The following is a 19,665-nucleotide window of genomic DNA, read 5'->3' as shown; positions in this document are numbered from 1 at the left end:
GTTCTCCTCTGGGGACTGGCTTACGCTGCGGCGCGCTGGCGTTCGACCTGGGCGCTGGGCGCGGTATCGGCCTCGCGATGCAGGTGGAAGTCGAAATCGATCGACGAGAACGGCTTGTCCTGGCCGCGCGCCGCGATCGCGGCCGGGTCCTCGACGCGCGTCACCGGCGGCACCATGCCTTCGCGGCTGGCGAAGGCGAAGTCGTCCCACAGGTATTCGTCGCCGTCGATGTTGATCTGGGTGGTCAGCTTGCGCTGGCCCGGGGCGCTGACGAAGAAGTGGATGTGGGCCGGACGCTGGCCATGGCGTCCCAGCAGGCCGAGCAGCGTGGCGGTGCTGCCGCCCGGCGGGCAGCCGTAGCCCTTCGGCATGATCGACTGGAAGCCGTAGCGGCCCTCGGCGTCGGTGACGATGGTGCGGCGCAGGTTGAAATGCGACTGGGTCGCATCGAAGAAGGAGTAGTTGCCCAGCAGGTTGGCGTGCCAGACTTCGACCTTGGCGCCCGGCACCGGCTTGCCGTCGGCGTCGAACACGGTGCCCTGCATGAAGAGGGTTTCGGCCTGCGCGCTCTCGCTGCCGTCGTCGAGGCGGGCGAAGCCCTGGCATTCCGGCGCGCCGGCCACGTACAGCGGGCCTTCGATGGTGCGCGGGGTGCCGCCCTCGATGCCGGCGCGGGCCTCGGCTTCGTCGGCGCGGATGTCCATGAAGCGCTCCAGGCCCAGGCCCGGGGTCAGCAGGCCCAGTTCGTTGTTCTTGCCGGCGTTGGTGAGGAATTCGACGCCCTTCCAGAATTCGCTCGGCTGGATGTCGAGGTCCTCCATCGCCTTGCACAGGTCGGCGACCAGGCGCAGGACGATGGCCTGCACGCGCGGGTTGGCCGGACGGTCGGCGGCGTCCACGATCCATTGCTTGGCGAGTAAGTCGATTTGTTGGTGGTTCATGCTTGTCTCCTGATTGATCTGGGAATGGGTAGGATTCGACGGCTACAGATCGCCGTCGCGGATCGAGGACGGATGCCGGCACAGCGGGGTGACGGCGATGCGCATGTAGGGGAACAGCGGCAGCGACATCAGCAGCGCGTGCAGCTCCTCGTTGCCCGGCACGTCGAAGATGCTGACGTTGGCGTACTGCCCGGCCACGCGCCACAGGTGGCGCCAGCTGCCCGCTTCCTGCAGGCGCGCGGCGAGCGCCTTTTCTTCCGCCTTCAGGGCGTCGGCCTGGTCCTTGGGCATGGACGGCGGCAGTTGGACTTCCATCGTTACGTGAAATAGCATGGGGTTCTCCTGGTGAAGTTCAGTGGCGCTTAGCGGCGACGCAGGCGGCGCAGCTTGTCGGCGTCGACGCGTACGCCCAGGCCTGGCGTGGACGGCACCTGCAGCGCGAAGTCGGCATACACCAGCGGCTCCTCGAGCACTTCCTCGGTCAGCAACAGCGGTCCGAACAGCTCGGTGTCCCAGGACAGGTCGGTGAAGGTGGCGCACAAGTGCGCGGTGGCGGCCGTGCCGATGCCGCCTTCCAGCATCGTGCCGCCGTACAGGCCGATGCCGGCCAGCTGGGCGACGGTGGCGACCTGCTGCGCGGGCACCAGCCCGCCGGACTGGGCGATCTTCACGGCGAAGACGTCGGCGGCTTCAAGGCGGGCGATCTCGAAGGCGTCGAGCGGGCCATGCAGGGCCTCGTCGGCCATCAGCGCGACATCGAAGCGCGCGGCCAGGCGGCGCATCGCGGCGCGGTTGGCGGCAGCCACCGGCTGCTCGACCAGGTCGATGCCGCCGGCTTCGAGCTGTGCGATGCCGCGCACCGCATCGAGTTCGCTCCAGGCCTGGTTGACGTCGACGCGGACGCTGGCGCGCTCGCCCAGCGCGCGCTTGATCGCGAGGACGTGGTCCACGTCTTCCTGCAGGCTGCGCGCGCCGATCTTGAGCTTGAAGATGCGGTGGCGGCGCGCTTCGAGCATGCGCTCGGCTTCGGCGATGTCCTTCGCGGTGTCGCCGCTAGCCAGGGTCCAGGCCACCGGCAGGCTGTCGCGCACCCGGCCGCCGAGGAGTTCCGACAGCGGCACGCCGAGGCGCTGCGCCTGGGCGTCCAGCAGCGCGGTCTCGATTGCGCACTTGGCGAAGCGGTTGCCCTGGATGGTCTTGCGCAGCTTTTTCATGACCAGCGCCACGCCGCTCGCGTCCTTGCCCAGGACCAGCGGGGCGATGTGGGCGTCGATGTTGGCCTTGATGCTCTCCGGGCTTTCCTCGCCGTAGTTCAGGCCGCCGATGGTGGTGGCCTCGCCCCAGCCTTCGATGCCGTCGTCGCACAGGATGCGCACCAGCACCAGGGTCTGGGTGTTCATGGTCGCCACCGACAGCTTGTGCGGACGGATCGTGGGGACGTCGACCAGCGTGGTTTCGATTTCGCGAATCATATTCGGTTCGTATAATGTGTAAGGTGAATACACGATATTCCCGAAAATGATGGGCGTCCAACACTGATTTAGTATGGGTTTAATACCCTGGAGGTATGGAGATGGATTTGCGTCACTTGCGGTACTTCGTCGCCGTGGCGGACGAGAAGAACTTCACGCGCGCCGCCGAGCGCCTTAACATCGCGCAGCCGCCGCTGAGCCGGCAGATCCAGCAGCTCGAGGAGGAGCTGGGGGTGGTCCTGATCGAAAAGGGTTCGCGGCCGCTGCGCCTGACCGACGCCGGCAAGTTCTTCCATGCCCACGCCGCCGAGCTGCTGGCCAAGGCCGCGGACCTGAAGGCGATGACCCAGCGCGTCGGCAAGATCGACCGCAAGTTCGCGATCGGTTTCGTCGCTTCCACCCTGTACGGCCTGCTGCCGGAGATCGTGCGGCGCTTTCGCAACCGCTACCAGTCGCTCGAGATCAGCTTCCACGAACTGACCACGATGGAGCAGCTGCAGGCGCTGAAGGAAGGGAAGATCGATGTGGGTTTCGGCCGGCTGAAGAGCGAGGATCCGGCGATCTGGCGCATCGTGCTGCGCGAGGAGGCCTTGATGGTCGCCCTGCCTGCCGGCCATCGGCTGGGCACGGCCGAGGCGCCGGTGAAGCTGTCGCAGATCGTGCACGAGCCGCTGCTGGTCTATCCGAAGAGCCCGCGCCCGAGCTTTGCCGACCAGGTGCTGGCGACCTTCAAGGAGCGCAACCTGGTGCCGCAAACGGTGCTCGAGGTGCGCGAGCTGCAGATCGCCATCGGCCTGGTGGGCGCCGGCCAGGGCGTCGCGGTCGTGCCCCAGAGCCTGCAGGGCATGATCCGCACCGACGTCGTGTATCGCCCGCTCGACGACTTAAGCGCGGTGTCGCCGATCATCTTCAGCGCGCGCCACATGGACCGCTCGCCCGAGCTGGCGAACATGCTGGAGGTGATCTACGAGATCTACGACGAGCTGGGCATCGCGCACGTCAAGCACGTCCTGTAGGCCTGGCGGACACAAAAAAGCCCCTGGAGTCAGGGGCCTGGCGGCGTCGCGCGAGCGAACGGAAGTGCGTCCGGCGCCTCCCTAGCGGGGCCGGGCCGCCGCCCGCGCCTGCGCGATCCAGCCATCGAACACCTGCTGGTGGAACTTGATCCAGCCTTCCGCATGGCGCGCGATATCGGCCTGCGTGTTCTCGCCTTCGCGCATGCGCTCGTTCTGCGCATTGATGTCGGCGATCGGCAGGCGCATGACTTCGAACAGCTTGACCGCCGCCGGATTCTGCTCGGCCCAGGCGCGGTTCACGACGATGCGCGTGGTGTTGACCGAGAAGCCGTAGTCGCTGCCGTCGCCCAGCCTGGTGTTGGCGTTCTGGGGGTTGGCCGAGTACGGCACCTGCAGCCAGGTGACGTCCTTGCCCGGCACCAGCACCCCGCTCACCCAGTACGGCGTCCAGGTGTAGTACAGGATCGGTTCGCCGCGCTGGTAGCGGCCGATGGTATCGGCGATCAGGGCGGCATAGCTGCCCTGCACGTGCTGCACCGTGTCGCGCAGCTTGTAGGCGTCCATGTGGTGCTCGATCATCGCTTCGCAGCCCCAGCCGGGATTGCAGCCGGTCAGGTCGGCCTTGCCGTCGCCGTCGTGGTCGAACAGCTTGGCCAGGTTCGGGTCGCGCAGCTGGTCGATGTTGGTGATGTTGTACTTCTCGGCCGTCGCCTTGTCGATCATGTAGCCTTGCGCGGCCGGACCGGCATACTGGCCGGTGCGCAGCAGCTTGGCGTCGCCGCCTGCATTGTCGTAGTAATCCTGGTGCAGCGGGTCCCAGTGCACGGCGAGGAAGGTGGCGTCGCCGTTCGCGATGGCGATGTGCGCGGCCGGATAGTCGACTTCCTTGATCGGCTGCGTCTCGTAGCCCAGCTTTTCCAGGGCGCGGTCGACCAGCATGGTCTGGAAGGTTTCCTCGGCGATCGCGCTTTGCAGCGCCTGCACCTTGATGCCCTTGCCGGGCAGCGCGGCGTCCGGCGCCGTGGCCGGCGTCTGCGCCATGGCCAGCCCGGTGCTCAGGGCCAGCGCGGCCAGCCCCAGGGCCGACAGCCAGCGGAACTTGCGTTGCGTTCTATAGGTGACGTTGAAATGTTCGGTCTGATGCATCTGTATCCTTTCCTTTTGTTTTATCGTGCCGTGGCCGGCGCGCTCGGCGCGGCCGCGTCGCCGCGCTCCGGGCGGCTGCGCAGCAGGCGCAGGACGAAGCCGGCAGGGCCGGTCTGGTACCAGTGACGCACGCCGCGGCGCGGCTGGCCCATCGCCTGCGTCAGGCGGTCCAGCGTGATGGCCAGCACGACGATGCCGAGGCCGCCGACGGTTGCCAGGCCCATGTCCAGGCGGCCGATACCGCGCAATACCATCTGGCCCAGGCCGCCGACCGCGATCATCGAGGCGATGACCACCATCGACAGCGACAGCATCAGCGACTGGTTGATGCCGGCCATGATCGAGGGCATCGCCAGCGGGAACTGCACGCGGGTCAGCAGCTGCCAGGGCGAAGCGCCATAGGCGCGCGCCGCCTCGATCAGGTCGGGACGCACCTGGCGGATGCCGAGATTGGTCAGGCGCACCAGCGGCGGCAGCGCGAACACGATGGTCACGATCACGCCGGGCGCGTTACCGATACCGAACAGCATGACCACCGGGACCAGGTAGACGAAGGCGGGCGTGGTCTGCATCGCATCGAGCAGCGGGCGCAGGATGTTCTGCGCGCGGTCGCTGCTGGCCAGCAGGATCCCCAGCGGCAGGCCGATCACCAGGCAGAAGGCGAGCGAGGTCAGTACCAGCGACAAGGTGATCATCGCTTCCGGCCAGACGCCCAGCATGGACAGGGCCAGCAGCGCCAGCACCGTGCCGGCGGCCAGCGTGCGGGTGGTGAATTGCCAGGCCAGCAGGCCGATGATGGCGATCACGACCAGTGCCGGCGCAGCCAGCAGCAGCTCGCTGGCGCCGTTCAGGGTCGCGTCGATCGGCGCGCGCACGGCCTGGAACAGCGGGCGGAAGTGCGCGACGACCCAGCCCAGGCCGTCGTTGATCCAGGATTGCAGCGGCAGCGAGCCGTCGACAAGTTGCGACAGGTCGAAGCCGGCGGCGTGCTCGGGTGCGGCGGCCGGCTTGGCCGCGTCGAGCCAGGAGGTGTCGGTGGGCGGCGTCGGCAGCCAGGGGTTGACCTGGGCGGCCTGGGCGGCCTGGTCGATGGTCGGCGCGCCTGCCAGGTCGGCTGCCGCTTCTACGCCATTCGGGCTAGTCGGGTTCATGCATGTCCTTTCTGAGTCTGTTGCTCGGCAATGGGGGGCGTGTCGCGGTCGAGGAACTTCAGCAAGGTGGTCTTGCTGATGGCGCCGCGGAAGCTGCCGTCGCTGCCGACCACCGGTACCGCGTACGGCAGCTGCGCCACCTGGCCGAAGAGGCCGGCCACCGGCTCGTCCGCGTTAATGGTCTGCACGTCCGGCAGGTAGGCATGCGCCAGGCCCAGCGGACCGACGTGGCCGTCGAGGGCGCTGCGCAGCGAATCGGCTGACACCACGCCGAGGAACTCGCGCCTGGGGCTCACCACATAGGCATACGCCCGGTCCTGCTCCTCCAGCATCGACAGCGCGGCGCGCGAGCCGCGGGTCGGCGATTCGGAAACCACGATCTGGCTCTTGCGGGCGATGTCGCCGGCCTTGAACACGGCCGCGGCGTCGACGCCGTGCACGAAGTTGCGCACGTAGTCGTTGGCGGGCTTGCGCAGGATCTCTTCCGGCGTACCCACCTGCACCACGTGGCCATCCTTCATGATGGCGATCCGGTCGCCGATGCGCATGGCCTCGTCGAGGTCGTGCGAGATGAAGACGATGGTGCGGCGCTTGACCTGCTGCAGGCGCAGCAGCTCGGACTGCATTTCCGTGCGCATGATCGGGTCGAGCGCGGAAAAGGCCTCGTCCATCAGCAGGATCGACGGATCCGACGCCAGTGCACGGGCCAGGCCGACGCGCTGCTGCATGCCGCCCGACAGCTCGTCCGGGTAACTCGCGCCATAGCTGGCCAGGCCGACCTGCTCCAGCGCCTGGCGGGCCAGTTCGTGGCGCTCGGCCTTGGGAATGCCGGCCAGCTCCATGCCGAAGGCCGTGTTGTCGAGCACGGTCAGGTGCGGCAGCAGCGCGAACGACTGGAACACCATGCTAATGTCCTTGCGGCGCAGCGCGCGCAGCTGCGCGTCCGGCAGCGTATTGATGTCGTTGCCCTCGACCAGGATGCGGCCGGCGGTGGGCTCGACCAGGCGGTTGAGCATGCGCACCAGGGTGGACTTGCCCGATCCGGACAGGCCCATGATGACGAAGATCTCGCCCGCCTCGATCGTGAAGCTGGCGTCGAACACGCCGATCGTGCACTCGGTTCGGGCCAGGATGTCCTGCTTGCTGGCGCCCTGGCGGACGAGCTCGAGCGCTTCTTCGGGCCGCTCGCCGTACACTTTGAAGACATGGTCGATGACGATTTGTTTTGCCACGTTGTGGTTCTCCTTCGATTGTGCGAATGGATGACACCTGCAGCCAGGCCTGCGGCATCTCCAGCAGGAATCAACGAACCCCGTCGGCAATGCAGCGGCGCGACGCGCACGCGAGCCATGGACAGGGAGGGACCCGCTGATCCGGCGCAGCAATGCCGGTACTGGGTGTCATGTGCGTATCTGAAAGAGGCTGGGTTACAGGACTTTCAGGCACGCTGGCGCCATGCAAGGCAGGGCGCCGGAATGGTCGACGAACGATGCGTCGAACGATCTTGATGTGGGCGCAAGGCCCAAGGGTTATTTCCATGCCAGGCATGGAAACAGGGGATACCGCCTACTACTAGGTGTTTTTGTTTTAAAGAGAGGCAGAACTATAGCAAAAAGATATATCGATGTCAACTAGCGTTCCATGTCGGAACGTGCTAGCAATATTTACGAACATCCTCTGCCTCTATTCGCCCGGTTCCACCGCCCCTGCTGCGCTGTGGTTAGGGCGCACAGCCTTGTCAGATTTACCTAAGGAAAATGCATAAATAAAAGTTAATGATAATACTTAACATGTAATTAAATTAACCTGCTCCTGCCGGCGCTGCAATCGTGCGCGGCCAAGCGGTGGTGTGCTGCATTGCCTGCGTCGACCGGGCTGGCGGAACTGTGCGCTGCCAGCCTTTCGCCTCGATTGCACGATTTCTTACAAATGGTTTCGACTGAAACGTTTACGCGCTATCGTGCGCGCCTCTTGAGCAAGTAGTCTAACGGGCTCGGCATTCGCCGGCAGTCCACGCGGCAACGCCCGCGGCCGGCCGATCGCAATTTCTTCAAACGGAGTGTTCCTTGTCCGAAACTAAAGTTTCCCATCCGGAGACGGTCATCAAAATCATCGGTGTCGGCGGTGCCGGCGGCAACGCCGTCAACCACATGGCATCGAGCGAACTGTCCGCCTTTGCATTCATCTGCGCGAATACGGACGCGCAGGCCCTGGCGAAGACCCAGGCCGAAACGCGCATCCAGCTCGGCGAGAGCGGCCTGGGCGCCGGCAGCGACCCGGCGGTCGGGCGCGACAGCGCCACGCGCGAACGCGCCCTCATCGCCGAGGCGCTCAAGGGCGCCGACATGGTCTTCATCACCGCCGGCATGGGAGGCGGCACCGGTACCGGCGCCGCCCCCGTGATCGCCGACGTGGCGCGCGAGCTGGGCATCCTGACCCTGGGGGTGGTGTCGAAACCCTTCGACTTCGAGGGCCCGCGCCGCATGCGCGTGGCCGAGGAAGGCATCGCGACGCTGGCGCGCAGCGTCGATTCGCTGATCATCGTCCTGAACAGCCGCCTCGAGGAAGTCCTGGGCGAGGACGTGACGCAAAAACAGGCGTTTGCCGCCGCCGACGAGGTGCTCAGCAAGGCCGTGACCGGGATCGCGGAAATCATCAGCGTGCCGGGCATGGTCAACGTCGATTTCGAGGACGTGCGCACGGTGATGCGCCAGACCGGCATGGCGATGATGGGCTCGGCCCTGCACGCCGGCGACGACCGCGCCGTGAAGGCGGCCGAGGAGGCGATCGCCTGTCCCCTGCTCGATGGCGCCAACCTGCGCGCAGCGCGCGGCGTGCTGGTCAACATCGCCGCCTCCGAGGAAACGCTGAAGCTGCGCGAAACCAAGCTCGTGATGAACGCGATCTGCGCGCAGACCAGCGACGACGCCATCATCAAGTTCGGCGCGGTCTTCGACGACACGCTGGGCGACGCCATGCGCGTGACGGTGGTCGCCACCGGCCTGAACCGGCCCAGCGACTTCCCGCCCGGCGCCCGGCGCGCATCGATCCCGCGCCCGGGCGCCCAGCCACAGTCGGTCCTGCGCCAGAACGCGATGCACGTGCCGGTGCGGCCGGCGTCGGGGCAGCACGAGATGCGCTCGGCTTCCGTGTCGCGCCAGTCCGCCTCGACGCCCGGCGAAGAGGGGCAGTAGCGCCGGCGGCGCGTCGCCGCCCCCGGCCGGTCAGCGCATCAGGCCCTTGATCACGTCCGCGCCGAAACCCATCTTCTCGTAGTGCGCCTCGCACATCGCGATGTAGTCGTGGACGTCGAAATGGCCCGCCGAATTGCCCTGCTCGTCGAGCCAGATCAGCGGCCCGCTCACGATGAAGAACACGCGCATCGGCTCTTCGTGCTCGAACGCGACCAGGGTATGGCCCTCGCCCGGCGTTTCGTAGACGAAGTCGCCCTTGGTAGCGGTCCAGTCGTGCTCCAGGTAGCCCCACTTGCCGGAAATGGTGTAGGCGAACACTTCATGCGGGTGATAGTGGCGGTTGACCAGGCCGGCCTTTTTCGCCATCAGGATGTCGCACCACTTGTTCGCCGACGGCGAGATCCAGAGCGGGCGCGACGACACGGTGTCGGTAAAGGGAACGTAGAACCGTTCGTCCTCGGACGCGGCATTCGCGATGAATGCCTCGGGAAGCGCATGCGGCTTGAACGGATTGGCGATCGGATTCAGGTCGCGCCAGAATTCGTTGGTGGCCTTGTCTACCATCGGAGTCTCCTGCGTTGTAAGAATGGATGAAGAAGATCCAATGTAGCGCCTGGCGTCGCCTGGCGATTGACTGAGCGGGACATGAATGCGGCCGCCTCCGCACCGTCGACGCCGCAAAACCGGCCGGGCGTGCTATGTTTGCGGGAGCACGATGCGAAACCGCCATGGCAGCGGCAGCAACCGATGGAGACGAGACGATGCGCGCGCGTTCCCCCTGTTCCTCCCCCCGCTTCACCCATGCCTCGACGGCGCCGGTCCCCCCTGGCGACCGGCTGTCCTACTGGGACCGTTACAACGCCGATGCGCTGGTCGGCCTGCGCACCACCTCGCAGTCGCTTGACGGCCTGCTCGCGCGCCAGACCAACGTCGCGCTGCCCGCCATGAACCTCGCCGACATCGCAGGCAACGCGCACGCGGTCGAGCGCAGCGCGCGCTTGGCCGGCATGTATCCGAAGGACGCGGTCTTTGCCTGCCACCTGGTGCAGGGCAAGGCAGTCTTTATCCAGGGCGGCGCGCAGTTCACCCTGGCCGCCGGCGACACGATCGTCTACGACACGCGCCGCCCCTACACCCTGGCCTTCCTCTCGGACATGCGGCAATTCCTGGTCGACATCCCGGTCGCCGAGCTGGAGGCCTGCTGGGGCCTGCGCGTGGACGTGCTGCCCTTGCTGATCGCCCCGCCCGGCGGGGTCGGGGCCGCCCTCGGCGCCGAGTTGCGGCGCACCTTGCGCGGCTACCTGCAGGCGCCGACGCCGGACGGCGGCATCGCCCTGCCGGCGTGCACCCATGCCCTGCTGCGCACCATGGCGCAGTCGCGCCTGCGCGGTCCCGACGGCCCGCCGCAGTCGCTGCTGCACGTCCTCGCCGCCAGGATGCACGTCGCCCGCCACCTGCACGACCCGGATCTCTCCCCGCACGACGTGGCCAGGGCCACGGGGGTGTCGGTGCGCCACCTGAACCGCCTGTTCGCGCGCGAAGGCACCTCGCTGGCGGAGCATATCTGGGCGCAAAGGACGGCGATGGCGTACCGCGAACTGCTGCACCCGGCAGCGCGGCCGGCAAGCATCGGCGAGATCGCGTTGCGCTGGGGCTTTTCGAGCCCGGCGCACTTCTCGCGGACGATCGCGGCGGCCCACGGGGCGCCGCCGTCGGCGCTGCGCAGGAAGGCGCAAGGGTGAGTCGGCGCGCGCAGCGCCGCCGCGGCAAGGACAGCAGCGCCAGGCCTGCCGCACCCGCGGCGTGAACTCACAATAACGAAGGAGACCGACATGCACATCCCCTCCATGAAAGACCAGGTCAGCGCCGACGAGTGGCAACTGCGATGCGACCTGGCCGCCTGCTACCGGCTGGTCGCACTGTACGGCTGGACCGACCTGATCTTTACCCATATCAGCGCCAGGGTGCCCGGGCCCGGGCACCAGTTCCTGATCAACCCCTACGGCATGATGTTCGACGAGATCACCGCATCGTCGCTGATCAAGGTCGACCAGGACGGCAACAAGCTGTCCGAGTCGGCCCTGCCGGTGAACCGCGCCGGTTTCGTCATCCACAGCGCCATCCACGCCGCGCGCGAGGACGCGCAATGCGTGATCCACACCCACACCCGCGCCGGGGTCGCGGTCAGCGCCCAGCGCGACGGCGTGCTGCCGATCTCCCAGCAATCGACCTTCGTGCTCGCCTCGCTGGCGTATCACGACTACGAGGGCGTGGCGCTGCACGACGCCGAGAAGCCGCGGCTGCAGCAGGACCTGGGGCCGGCCAATTTCCTCATGCTGCGCAACCACGGTTTGCTGACGGTCGGCGCCAGCATTCCCGACGCCTTCCTGGCGATGTACATCTTCGAGAGCGCCTGCCAGATTCAGCTGGCAGCCCAGTCGGGCGGCGGCGAACTGCGCATGATCGCACCGGAGATCCTGGGTGGCACCGCCGAATCGATGAAGGTCCAGACCTCGGGGCTGGGCGGGGCGTTTACATGGCCTGCGCTGCTGCGCAAGCTCGAGCGGGTCGAGGGAAGTTATAGGACGTAGGCCATTCTCGATACAAGAAAAAAAACAAGGAGACATGAATGAACGATTCCATCGCGTTGTTGCCCACCCTGCTGATCAGCGCCCTCGCCCTGATCATGTTCGGGCTGGGACTCTCGCTCACCGTTGGCGACTTCCGCCGTCTGCTCGGCCAGCCCAAGCCGGTGCTGCTGGCGCTCGTGCTGTAGGCATTGTTGCTGCCCCCCGGTCTGCCACGGCCTGATCGTGGCGCTGGAGGTGCAGCCAGCGTACGCCGCCGGCCTGATGCTGCTCGCCGCCTCGCCGGGCGGCGTATCGATCTTTGTCGCGGTGTCGGTGCTGGGCGACTTCCGGTTGATGATGCCGCAGCGATTTACTCCGTGAGCATGTATGTGCTGGCAACGGCGTTTGGGTTCCTGGTGCTGGGGAGGCAGCCGGCTGCGACTGCGGTGCGGGCCTGATGTTGATGCAAGCAGTGCCATTCACCGGCGCCCTGCTCTACCGGACCGGCGGCGCCTGGCGCGCCGGGACTCAACTGGCGCGTTATCACGTACAGTGCGCCGGGAACCTCCTCCCTGCATGCCTGGTTGCTGATCCCCGCCGCTGGCGTTGTCGTTGGCGTCGAGTCGATTAGCTGGCTCGTATTTTTCGGTTGGTTAGTTACTCTTTTCAGCAAGCGAAAAGCCCACCCTCGGGCTCTCCTTAACCGGTGATGCCGATCGTTTCGATTGGATAGTGCGCCTCAAAGCGGCGCCATCTCGACCGCCACGCCGGACAGGACTGCGTTACCCGACAAGGGGTCGCGCAGGTTCTCGTCGAGCAGGGCGTTCAGGTTGACGCCGGGCCGCTCGGCCGCCACGCCAAGGCGGGTGCCGGCCAGGTCGTGGCCCCAGCCATGGGGCAGGCTGACCACGCCGGGCATCATTTCGTTGCTCACTTCCACCTGGACGTCGATGCGGCGCGCGCCCTTGCGCAGCTGCGCCATCCCGCCGTCGAGCAGGCCGAGCCGGTTGGCGTCGAGCGGATGCACCAGCGCCGTGCAGCGGTAAGCGCCCTTGGCCAGCACCGGCAGGTTGTGCATCCAGCTGTTATTCGAGCGCAGCTGGCGCCTGCCGATGATAACGAGATCCGGTGCGGGCGCGGCCAGATCGAGCGCAACCCGCGCCAGGTCCTCCAGCAGCGCGAAAGGGGCCAGTTCGATCTTGCCGGAAGGCGTGCGCAAGGCTTCCGGAATCCGCTGGGTCATCGGCCCAAGGTCGATGCCGGACGGGGCTTGCCTGATCTTCGCCAGCGTGAGGCCGTCGGGCACGCGGCCGAACCCGTCGCCGTAGGGGCCGGTGCGCAAGGCCAGGTCGAGCAGGCGCTGCGGTCCGCGTTGCGGGCCCAGCGCCGCCATCAGCTGCGCGGCGGCCGGAGCGAAGCTCTTGTCCAGATCCTGCTCCAGCAAGGCGTCGTCCAGCGCCTCGATGTCGGCTCCGGCGCCCTGCCCTCCCGCGATCGCGGCGATGCGCAGCAGGCTTTCCCACTCGTCGGGCTGGCCGGGCTGGCGCGCCAGCACCGGCGGGCTGTAGCGCGCGTGATTACGGTGCGAGAACTGGGTGAAGGTGACGTCGTAGTGGTCGTCCTCCAGCGGCGACGGCCCGGGAAGGATCACGTCGGCGTGGCGCGAGGTTTCGTTCAGGTAGATGTCGAGACTGACCATGAAGTCCAATTGGTCCAGCGCGGCGGCCAGGCGCGGGCCGTTGGGGCTTGATAGCACCGGATTGCCGGCGATCGCGATCAGCGCCTTGATCTGCCCTGGGCCGGGCGTCTCGATTTCCTCGGCCAGGCAGGTGATCGGCAATTCGCCTGCCACTTCCGTGGCGCCCGACACGCGCGAGCGATGGCGGCCGCTGACAACCCCGCGGCCGGCGCCCGGCTTGCCGCGCGTGTTGGCGGCGAATGCCGCGGCCTTGGGGAACATGGCGCCGCCCTCCTCGTCCAGGTGGCCGGTCAGGACATTGATCACGTCGATCAGCCAGGAGCACAAGGTGCCGAACTGCTGGGTACAGGTGCCGATGCGGCCGTAGACGGCGGCGCGCGGAGTCGCGGCGAGCGTACGGGCCAGGGTGCGGATGGTGGCGGCATCGATGCCGCATCGTGCGGCGACGCGTTCGGGCGAATAGTCCTTCACCGCCGCGGCAAGCTCCTCCAGCCCGTTGCAGTGCGCGGCCAGCCGGCCAGGCCGCACCAGGCCTTCGTCGAACAGGGCCTGCACCATGCCGAGCAGGAAGAAGACATCGGCGCCGGGACGAATGAAATGGTGGGCATCGGCGACCTCGGCGGTCTCGCTGCGGCGCGGGTCGACCACGACCATCCTGCCGCCGCGCGCGCGCATGGCCTTGGCCTTGCCGCGGAAATCGGGCACGGTCCACAGGCTGCCGTTCGACACCATCGGGTTGGCGCCGAGGACCAGCAGGAAGTCGCAGCGTTCGATATCGGGGACGGGAACCGACAGCCAGGTGCCGAACATCAGACCGACGGCGAGCATCTTCGGCACCTGGTCCACGCTCGATGCCGAGAACATGTTGCGGGTGCCCAGCGCCCTGGCCAGGCGCGGGAAGTAGAGCATCAGGCTCATCTTGTGCGAGACCGGGTTGCCCAGCACAGTCGCCACCGCATCCGGCCCACCGGCCGCGATGATCGGCGGCAGGCGCCGTTCGATCTCGGCATAGGCTTCATCCCAGCTGGCTTCGACGAACTGGCCGCCGCGCTTGATGAGGGGCGCGCGCAAGCGGTCGGGGTCGTCGTGCAGGTCCTTCAGGCCGATGGCCTTGGGGCAGAGGAAGCCCTTCGAGAACACGTCGTGCTGGTCGCCGCGGATACGGACGACGCGGCCCTCCTCCACGTCCAGTTCGAGACCGCAACTGGCTTCGCAGAAGGGGCAGATACGGTGGGCGACTGCGGTCGGGCTGGTCATGGCGATCCTTTGAAAAGGAAAAGCGAACGGTCGTCCGATTGTGGGACGGGGGTGGCAAAATTGTCAAGTGGCTGAGGGAGGCCGCCCGGCTCCATACGCCGGCGCGCATTCTTTGCCCTGCCAGCCATCGCCGACGATTGCACCCGGCTTGACAAATGGTTTCGCGGCGCCGGCACGATGCGTCGACTCGCTCATCATCGTCCTCGACAGCCGCCGCGAGGAAGTCCTAGGGGATGATGTCACGCAGAAGAAGGCGTTCGCCGCCGCCGAGGTAGTGGGCAAGGCGGTGACCGGGATCGCCGCCATCGTCGCCGTGCCGGGAATGATCAACGTCGACTTCGAGGACGTCCGCACCGTGATGCGCCAGGCCGGCATGGCGATAATGGGCACAGGCCCAACACGCCGAAGACGCCGTGATCAAGTTCGGCGCGGTCTTCTAAATCTCAGGCGCTTACGCCACCGCGATTATTCCCACTCGATCACCAATGCATGCGCTAAATCCTTGATTTAACGCGCGTTCCATCCAGAAGAACTCATCAATACCACGGGAAGTACCATGCAAATAAATGGCCCAACCATTGCGTGGGTGCGGCGCTGTTTTCAGGCCGGGACACGATATGTATCCATCCTGGGCCCGCACTACCTCAAGAGACGGCAGCGCAAGACGCGGCTGCCCCAGCCTGTGCAGCCAATGCCTGACCTGTTCTTTGCTCCGACGTTCGCGATTTTGCATTAATTTCCTTCCTCAACACCGACCCGATCGAAAGCACGGCACTGTATTCGTGCGGGTTGAAGACATCGCTTGGCCGCGCATCGCGCAGGAACCGAAGATTGTTCCGATCCGTGTTCTGTCCGATGACAATCCCAGTAGAACACGAAGCAGGCGCTACGGTCGCTGCAAGCTGAGCGGCCATTGCATCGCAAACCGCGTTCCACCGGTCCCGGTCGGCTCGCAGTGCGCCTGCCCTCCATGTGCCTGTGTAATCGTGGCCACGACAGCCAATCCCAGGCCGCTGCCGCGATCCCGCCCTTCCTCGACCTTGGCAGCGCGCCGGAAGGCCTCGAACACATGGGGAGCAAGTTCCGGATCGATTCCAGGTCCCTGATCCTCCACGGTAAGCAGGTAGGTGTTCTCCACCGTACGGCTGCGTACAGTGATGGCGCCAGGCGAGGCGTGCCGGCGCGCATTGTCGAGCAGCGCCAACAGGGCCTGGCGGATGCGCATCGGGTCGCACCAGACCTGCACCGCTTGCAGGTCGAGCACAAGCTGCTGGCCCTTCGACGCAAAACTTTCACGGAAGCTTTCCGCTGTTTCCTCGATATCACGCGATAAGCAGGCCTCCTGCCATTGCAGGGCCAGATGACCGCTCTCTGCCAGACTGACAGCACGCAGGTCTTCGATCAGGCGCGCGAGCCCTTCCACCTGCAGGAGCAGACGCCGGAACTGTGTCCCGTCGGCCTCGAATACGCCGTCTGCCAGCCCCTGGATCCGTCCACGCAAGATTGTCACCGGAGTACGCAACTCGTGTGCGATAGCCGCATTCCAGAATGCCCGTTCCTCGGTTGCGCGCTGCAGTCGATCAGCCAGGTGATTGAAATCATCGACAAGAGCGGCAGCCTCTCCCATCGAACGGTCGGCGACAACGGCGCGCACGCTGAGATCCCCATGGGCCACCCGGCGAATCCCATCGGCCACGGCATTCAAGGGTACGAGAATGCGTTTGGCAACGTGCCCGGCAACGAGGACGGCCAGGGCGATCCCGGCTAGCGTTGTCAGAAACAGCCACAGCGCCTCGGCCCAGGTCGGAAACCAGTTCGCCTGATAGGTCTCTGGCCAATACGTCAAGGCCATATAGTAGAAGCCAAACGAGGTCAGGATGATCATCAAGACGGCCGCCAGGGCAATGGACGCCATCGTGATCGCCAGCTGACGGCTGAGCCCGACGAGTTTCATCGCTCAGCCCCGCAGCTTGTAGCCGACGCCCCTCACCGAGCTTGGAACGCCTTCGATCCCCAGCTCTTCCAGCTTCCTGCGCAGCTTGCTGACATGACTGTCCACCGTGCGCTCCAGGGTATCCCCTTCCGGCAGGCAGGTTTCCACCAGCGCCAGGCGCGTGAACACCCGCCTTGGCGCGCAGACAAACTGCGCGAGAAGCTTAAATTCGGTCAGGGTGAGATCGAGCAGCTGCCGTTGCCCATCGATCTCGACCGTCGCCTCGTGCTGGGCGAAGTCGATCTCGAACATGTCCGCGCGGGCGACGGTTTGCGGCTGTACTGCATCGCGCGGGCCAGCGCGCCGCAGCACCGCCTGCGTACGCGCCACGACTTCGGCAGGGTTGAAGGGCTTGACGATGTAATCGTCCGCACCGATACGCAAGCCCATCAGCTTGTCGATATCCTGATCCATGGCCGTCAACATGATGACCGGCGTATTCCCTCGCACCCGCACCTCGGAGAGCACCTTCCATCCGTCTACCAGGGGCATTTGCACATCCAGCAAGATCAGGTCCGGCTTGAGCGACAGGTGGGCTTCGAGCGCGCACCGGCCGTCAAGGGCATGCACGGTACGGAAGCCTTCGCGCTTCAGGTAGGCAATGAGGACCTCGGCAATTTCCGGCTCGTCCTCCGCGATCAAAACAAGAGGGGTGAAAGCGTGCTTGTCCGCTTGCTCCGACGGCTGGCGAGTTGCCGACATAGGTGGACTCCAAGAAAGTGTGACCTCTCCATTATATCTACACAAAAGCTCAACTGAATACCGATGATGGGTAGCCATAGTGGTGGCTGAGCAATGGCCATCCTGGCTGATATCCAAGGAAATCATGAATACGACTACAACAATCCGCCTGAGCAGACTGACAGCCCTGCTGGCTGCCGCCCTGGCCGGGTGCAGCCCGGAAATGCCCGACATGAGCACGCCACCGCCGCCGGTGGCATTCATGACGGTAGCGCCGACTGATCTCGCGCTCAGCGAAGAACTCAGTGGCCGGGTCACGGCCGTGCGCACCGCGGAGATCCGCGCCCAGGTCACCGGCATCGTGCAGCGCCGTTTATTCGAACAAGGTTCGGTAGTGCGGGCTGGCCAGCCGCTATTCCAGATTAATACCGCGCCGTTCAAGGCCGATGCCGACACGGCGGCGGCTACGCTGCAACGCGCGGAAGCTGTGCTGGCGCGCGCAGCGACCCAGGCGGAGCGTCTCGAGCCGCTGGCCGAAACCGAGGCAATCAGCCAGCAGGCCTATGACGACGCCCTCTCGCAACGCGACCAGGCGCGCGCCGACGTGGCGCAGGCGCGCGCGGAGCTTGCCCGCCGCCGGCTCGATGTGCAGTTCGCTACCGTCGACGCACCGATCAGCGGGCGCATCGACCAGGCCCAGTTGACCGAGGGTTCCCTGGTGGGGCCCGGCGATACCACGCCCCTGGCAAAGATCCAGCAGATCGACCAGGTGTATGTCGACGTACGCCAGCCTGCCGCCAGCCTGGATGCAATGCGCAGCATGGCCGCCGGCGGCGCAGGCGCCAAGGCCACCGTGGCGATCCTGCGCGGCGATGGTGAACCGATGGGCTTGGAAGGACGCATTCTTTTTTCCGGCATTAGCGTAGACGAAGGCACCGGCGATGTACTTGTTCGGGTTGCTGTCGACAACAAGGGACACCGTCTGTTGCCAGGGATGTTCGTCCGTGCGCGTGTGGTACGCGCCCGTTATGAAGACGCGCTTTCGGTGCCGCAGCAAGCCATTGCCCGCTCCGGCGGCCAGGCGACAGTCTGGGTTCTGGGCGACGCGAACAAAGTGCATGCGGTTCCGGTGGAGCTCGGCGAACTGGTCGGCGACAGCTACCACGTTCGCAGCGGTTTGAAGACGCAGGACAAAGTGATCGTCGAGGGGCTCGACCGGATGGCGCCGAACGCCGTTGTCACGCCCCGGCCATGGCGCACGGCTGCCACCGCGCAATCGAATGCAGCTGGCGGCGCAAGCGTTGCTGCCGCCAACTGATAGCGGAGCCGAACCATGCCCCAATTCTTCATCAAGCGTCCAGTGTTTGCCTGGGTGGTGGCGCTGTTCATCATCCTGCTCGGGCTGATCGCCCTGCCGAACCTGCCGATCGCCCGCTACCCGTCGGTCGCACCTCCCCAGGTGACGATCACCGCGATCTATCCGGGCGCCACCCCGCAGGCAATGAACGACTCGGTGCTCGGCCTGATCGAGCGCGAACTCTCGAGCGTCAAGAATCTGCTTTACTACGAGTCGTCGTCGGATACGTCCGGCAGCGCGACGATCACCGTCTCGTTCAAGCCCGGCACCAGTCCCGAGCTTGCGCAGGTGGACGTGCAGAACCGGCTGAAGTCGGTCGAAGCGCGGCTGCCGCAAGCAGTGCGCCAGAACGGCCTGATTGTCGAGGCCGCCTCGTCAGGCTTCCTGATGGTGGTCGACCTGAAGTCGGATGACGGCCGTTTCGACAGCACGGCCTTGTCGGACTACATGGCGCGCAACATCATCGAAGAGCTGCGCCGGATCGACGGTGTGGGACGCGTCCAGCTGTTCGGCGCCGAACAGGCGATGCGCATCTGGGTCGATCCTGCAAAGCTGCTGAACTACGGCCTCTCGATGGGCGAACTGAACACGGCCATCAGCCAGCAGAACGTCCAGATCGCGCCCGGCAGGCTTGGCGACGAGCCGGCCCGCGCCGGCCAGCGCGTCACGGTTCCGCTGACAGCCCAGGGCCAGCTGGAGACCCCAGCGGAATTTGCGGCCATCGTCCTGCGCGCCAATCCAACCGGTTCGAAGGTCGTACTTGGCGACGTTGCCCGCGTGGAGCTGGGCGCGCAGTCCTATGCATTCACGACCCGCGAGAACGGCAAGGTCGCTACCGCGGCGGCGATCCAGCTCGCGCCAGGGGCGAATGCGGTGCTTACTTCCGAAAACGTGAAGGCCCGCCTGAAGGAACTGGCAGGCACCATGCCGGCTGGCATGAGCTACAGCGTGCCGTTCGATACGGCGCCGTTTGCCAAGATCTCGATCGAAAAGGTGGTGCATACCCTGATCGAGGCCATGGTTCTGGTGTTCTTGGTCATGTATCTGTTCCTCCAGAACGTCCGCTACACCCTCATTCCCGCCATCGTCGCGCCGATCGCCCTGCTGGGCACCTTCGCGGTAATGTCGCTCGCCGGCTTCTCGATCAACGTGCTGACCATGTTCGGCATGGTGCTGGCGATCGGCATC

Annotated in this window: 19 protein-coding genes; 9 read left to right on the top strand and 10 right to left on the bottom strand. The window is 66.0% G+C overall.

The features are described from left to right. Positions 1-20: 20 nt before the first annotated feature. The 3 genes from catA to RT688_RS21620 are packed head-to-tail and all read right to left on the bottom strand — an operon-like array spanning position 21 to position 2,413. Positions 21-941 (bottom strand): catechol 1,2-dioxygenase, encoded by a 921-nt coding sequence (gene catA / locus RT688_RS21630; protein WP_313706902.1) that lies wholly within the window; start codon positions 939-941, stop codon positions 21-23. A gap of 42 nt (positions 942-983) precedes the next feature. Further along, the gene (catC, locus tag RT688_RS21625; RefSeq protein ID WP_313706901.1) at positions 984-1,274 is read right to left on the bottom strand and encodes a muconolactone Delta-isomerase; all 291 of its coding nucleotides are present in this window, start codon (positions 1,272-1,274) and stop codon (positions 984-986) included. 29 nt (positions 1,275-1,303) lie between these two features. Continuing rightward, positions 1,304-2,413, bottom strand: coding sequence for a muconate/chloromuconate family cycloisomerase (locus RT688_RS21620; protein ID WP_313706900.1), 1,110 nt, complete (start codon positions 2,411-2,413; stop codon positions 1,304-1,306). 101 nt (positions 2,414-2,514) lie between these two features. Here RT688_RS21620 and RT688_RS21615 point away from each other — a divergent pair, with 101 nt between their 5' ends. Then, complete coding sequence (locus RT688_RS21615) at positions 2,515-3,429, top strand: LysR family transcriptional regulator (RefSeq protein ID WP_313706899.1); 915 nt, start codon at positions 2,515-2,517, stop codon at positions 3,427-3,429. An 81-nt stretch (positions 3,430-3,510) separates the two neighbouring features. Here RT688_RS21615 and proX read toward each other — a convergent pair whose 3' ends face one another. From proX to proV, 3 genes are read right to left on the bottom strand one after another with little or no spacing between them, the layout of a single operon-like run. Next, a complete protein-coding gene (gene proX / locus RT688_RS21610; protein WP_313706898.1) occupies positions 3,511-4,575 on the bottom strand; it encodes a glycine betaine/L-proline ABC transporter substrate-binding protein ProX in 1,065 nt (354 codons plus the stop codon). Between the two features lie 20 nt (positions 4,576-4,595). Then, positions 4,596-5,726: a glycine betaine/L-proline ABC transporter permease ProW gene (gene proW / locus RT688_RS21605; protein WP_313706897.1), complete on the bottom strand. Its 1,131-nt coding sequence runs from the start codon at positions 5,724-5,726 to the stop codon at positions 4,596-4,598. Further along, positions 5,723-6,958 carry a glycine betaine/L-proline ABC transporter ATP-binding protein ProV gene (proV, locus tag RT688_RS21600; protein ID WP_313706896.1) on the bottom strand — a complete coding sequence of 412 codons (1,236 nt, stop codon included), beginning with the start codon at positions 6,956-6,958 and terminating at the stop codon, positions 5,723-5,725. Before proV ends, proW begins: the two co-directional genes overlap by 4 nt. Before the next feature lie 834 nt (positions 6,959-7,792). On the opposite strand from proV, the gene ftsZ reads away from it, so the two are divergent. Next, the gene (ftsZ, locus tag RT688_RS21595; protein ID WP_313706895.1) at positions 7,793-8,920 is read left to right on the top strand and encodes a cell division protein FtsZ; all 1,128 of its coding nucleotides are present in this window, start codon (positions 7,793-7,795) and stop codon (positions 8,918-8,920) included. Positions 8,921-8,950: 30 nt separating this feature from the next. Here ftsZ and RT688_RS21590 read toward each other — a convergent pair whose 3' ends face one another. Then, a complete protein-coding gene (locus RT688_RS21590) occupies positions 8,951-9,484 on the bottom strand; it encodes a 2,4'-dihydroxyacetophenone dioxygenase family protein (RefSeq protein ID WP_313706894.1) in 534 nt (177 codons plus the stop codon). Between the two features lie 197 nt (positions 9,485-9,681). Here RT688_RS21590 and RT688_RS21585 point away from each other — a divergent pair, with 197 nt between their 5' ends. From RT688_RS21585 to RT688_RS21570, 4 genes are all read left to right on the top strand, one after another. Further along, positions 9,682-10,662 (top strand): helix-turn-helix domain-containing protein, encoded by a 981-nt coding sequence (locus RT688_RS21585; RefSeq protein ID WP_313706893.1) that lies wholly within the window; start codon positions 9,682-9,684, stop codon positions 10,660-10,662. Positions 10,663-10,752: 90 nt separating this feature from the next. Then, positions 10,753-11,511 carry a class II aldolase/adducin family protein gene (locus RT688_RS21580; protein WP_313706892.1) on the top strand — a complete coding sequence of 253 codons (759 nt, stop codon included), beginning with the start codon at positions 10,753-10,755 and terminating at the stop codon, positions 11,509-11,511. A 38-nt stretch (positions 11,512-11,549) separates the two neighbouring features. Beyond that, complete coding sequence (locus RT688_RS21575) at positions 11,550-11,696, top strand: hypothetical protein (RefSeq protein ID WP_313706891.1); 147 nt, start codon at positions 11,550-11,552, stop codon at positions 11,694-11,696. A 49-nt stretch (positions 11,697-11,745) separates the two neighbouring features. Continuing rightward, positions 11,746-11,871 carry a hypothetical protein gene (locus tag RT688_RS21570; protein WP_313706890.1) on the top strand — a complete coding sequence of 42 codons (126 nt, stop codon included), beginning with the start codon at positions 11,746-11,748 and terminating at the stop codon, positions 11,869-11,871. Between the two features lie 358 nt (positions 11,872-12,229). Here RT688_RS21570 and RT688_RS21565 read toward each other — a convergent pair whose 3' ends face one another. Continuing rightward, the gene (locus tag RT688_RS21565) at positions 12,230-14,446 is read right to left on the bottom strand and encodes a molybdopterin-dependent oxidoreductase (protein ID WP_313706889.1); all 2,217 of its coding nucleotides are present in this window, start codon (positions 14,444-14,446) and stop codon (positions 12,230-12,232) included. A gap of 148 nt (positions 14,447-14,594) precedes the next feature. Here RT688_RS21565 and RT688_RS23905 point away from each other — a divergent pair, with 148 nt between their 5' ends. Then, the gene (locus RT688_RS23905; RefSeq protein ID WP_409521974.1) at positions 14,595-14,957 is read left to right on the top strand and encodes a hypothetical protein; all 363 of its coding nucleotides are present in this window, start codon (positions 14,595-14,597) and stop codon (positions 14,955-14,957) included. A gap of 375 nt (positions 14,958-15,332) precedes the next feature. Here RT688_RS23905 and RT688_RS21555 read toward each other — a convergent pair whose 3' ends face one another. Both RT688_RS21555 and RT688_RS21550 read right to left on the bottom strand, forming a co-directional pair. After that, the gene (locus tag RT688_RS21555; RefSeq protein WP_313706888.1) at positions 15,333-16,400 is read right to left on the bottom strand and encodes an ATP-binding protein; all 1,068 of its coding nucleotides are present in this window, start codon (positions 16,398-16,400) and stop codon (positions 15,333-15,335) included. 3 nt (positions 16,401-16,403) lie between these two features. After that, complete coding sequence (locus RT688_RS21550) at positions 16,404-17,141, bottom strand: response regulator (protein ID WP_313706887.1); 738 nt, start codon at positions 17,139-17,141, stop codon at positions 16,404-16,406. Between the two features lie 124 nt (positions 17,142-17,265). Here RT688_RS21550 and RT688_RS21545 point away from each other — a divergent pair, with 124 nt between their 5' ends. Together RT688_RS21545 and RT688_RS21540 are read left to right on the top strand one after the other, a co-directional pair. Then, complete coding sequence (locus tag RT688_RS21545) at positions 17,266-18,438, top strand: efflux RND transporter periplasmic adaptor subunit (RefSeq protein ID WP_313706886.1); 1,173 nt, start codon at positions 17,266-17,268, stop codon at positions 18,436-18,438. A 15-nt stretch (positions 18,439-18,453) separates the two neighbouring features. Continuing rightward, positions 18,454-19,665, top strand: a 1,212-nt coding sequence (locus RT688_RS21540) for an efflux RND transporter permease subunit (RefSeq protein ID WP_313706885.1), incomplete at its 3' end; no start/stop codon positions are given.

It is taken from the genome of Massilia sp., assembly GCF_032106685.1.
In the GTDB taxonomy this organism is placed as follows: Bacteria; Pseudomonadota; Gammaproteobacteria; order Burkholderiales; family Burkholderiaceae_D; genus Telluria.
This window is presented reverse-complemented; position numbering and strand designations above follow the sequence as displayed.

What these genes read in the sequence shown, in the direction of transcription:
- RT688_RS21615 (WP_313706899.1), top strand. Translation starts at nt 2,515, where the DNA reads ATGGATTTGCGTCACTTGCGGTACTTCGTCGCCGTGGCGGACGAGAAG.
- RT688_RS21555 (WP_313706888.1), bottom strand. Translation starts at nt 16,400, where the DNA reads ATGAAACTCGTCGGGCTCAGCCGTCAGCTGGCGATCACGATGGCGTCC.
- proW (WP_313706897.1), bottom strand. Translation starts at nt 5,726, where the DNA reads ATGAACCCGACTAGCCCGAATGGCGTAGAAGCGGCAGCCGACCTGGCA.
- catC (WP_313706901.1), bottom strand. Translation starts at nt 1,274, where the DNA reads ATGCTATTTCACGTAACGATGGAAGTCCAACTGCCGCCGTCCATGCCC.
- RT688_RS21585 (WP_313706893.1), top strand. Translation starts at nt 9,682, where the DNA reads ATGCGCGCGCGTTCCCCCTGTTCCTCCCCCCGCTTCACCCATGCCTCG.
- catA (WP_313706902.1), bottom strand. Translation starts at nt 941, where the DNA reads ATGAACCACCAACAAATCGACTTACTCGCCAAGCAATGGATCGTGGAC.
- RT688_RS21545 (WP_313706886.1), top strand. Translation starts at nt 17,266, where the DNA reads ATGAATACGACTACAACAATCCGCCTGAGCAGACTGACAGCCCTGCTG.
- RT688_RS21550 (WP_313706887.1), bottom strand. Translation starts at nt 17,141, where the DNA reads ATGTCGGCAACTCGCCAGCCGTCGGAGCAAGCGGACAAGCACGCTTTC.
- RT688_RS21620 (WP_313706900.1), bottom strand. Translation starts at nt 2,413, where the DNA reads ATGATTCGCGAAATCGAAACCACGCTGGTCGACGTCCCCACGATCCGT.
- RT688_RS21580 (WP_313706892.1), top strand. Translation starts at nt 10,753, where the DNA reads ATGCACATCCCCTCCATGAAAGACCAGGTCAGCGCCGACGAGTGGCAA.
- RT688_RS21590 (WP_313706894.1), bottom strand. Translation starts at nt 9,484, where the DNA reads ATGGTAGACAAGGCCACCAACGAATTCTGGCGCGACCTGAATCCGATC.
- RT688_RS21565 (WP_313706889.1), bottom strand. Translation starts at nt 14,446, where the DNA reads ATGACCAGCCCGACCGCAGTCGCCCACCGTATCTGCCCCTTCTGCGAA.
- proX (WP_313706898.1), bottom strand. Translation starts at nt 4,575, where the DNA reads ATGCATCAGACCGAACATTTCAACGTCACCTATAGAACGCAACGCAAG.
- RT688_RS21575 (WP_313706891.1), top strand. Translation starts at nt 11,550, where the DNA reads ATGAACGATTCCATCGCGTTGTTGCCCACCCTGCTGATCAGCGCCCTC.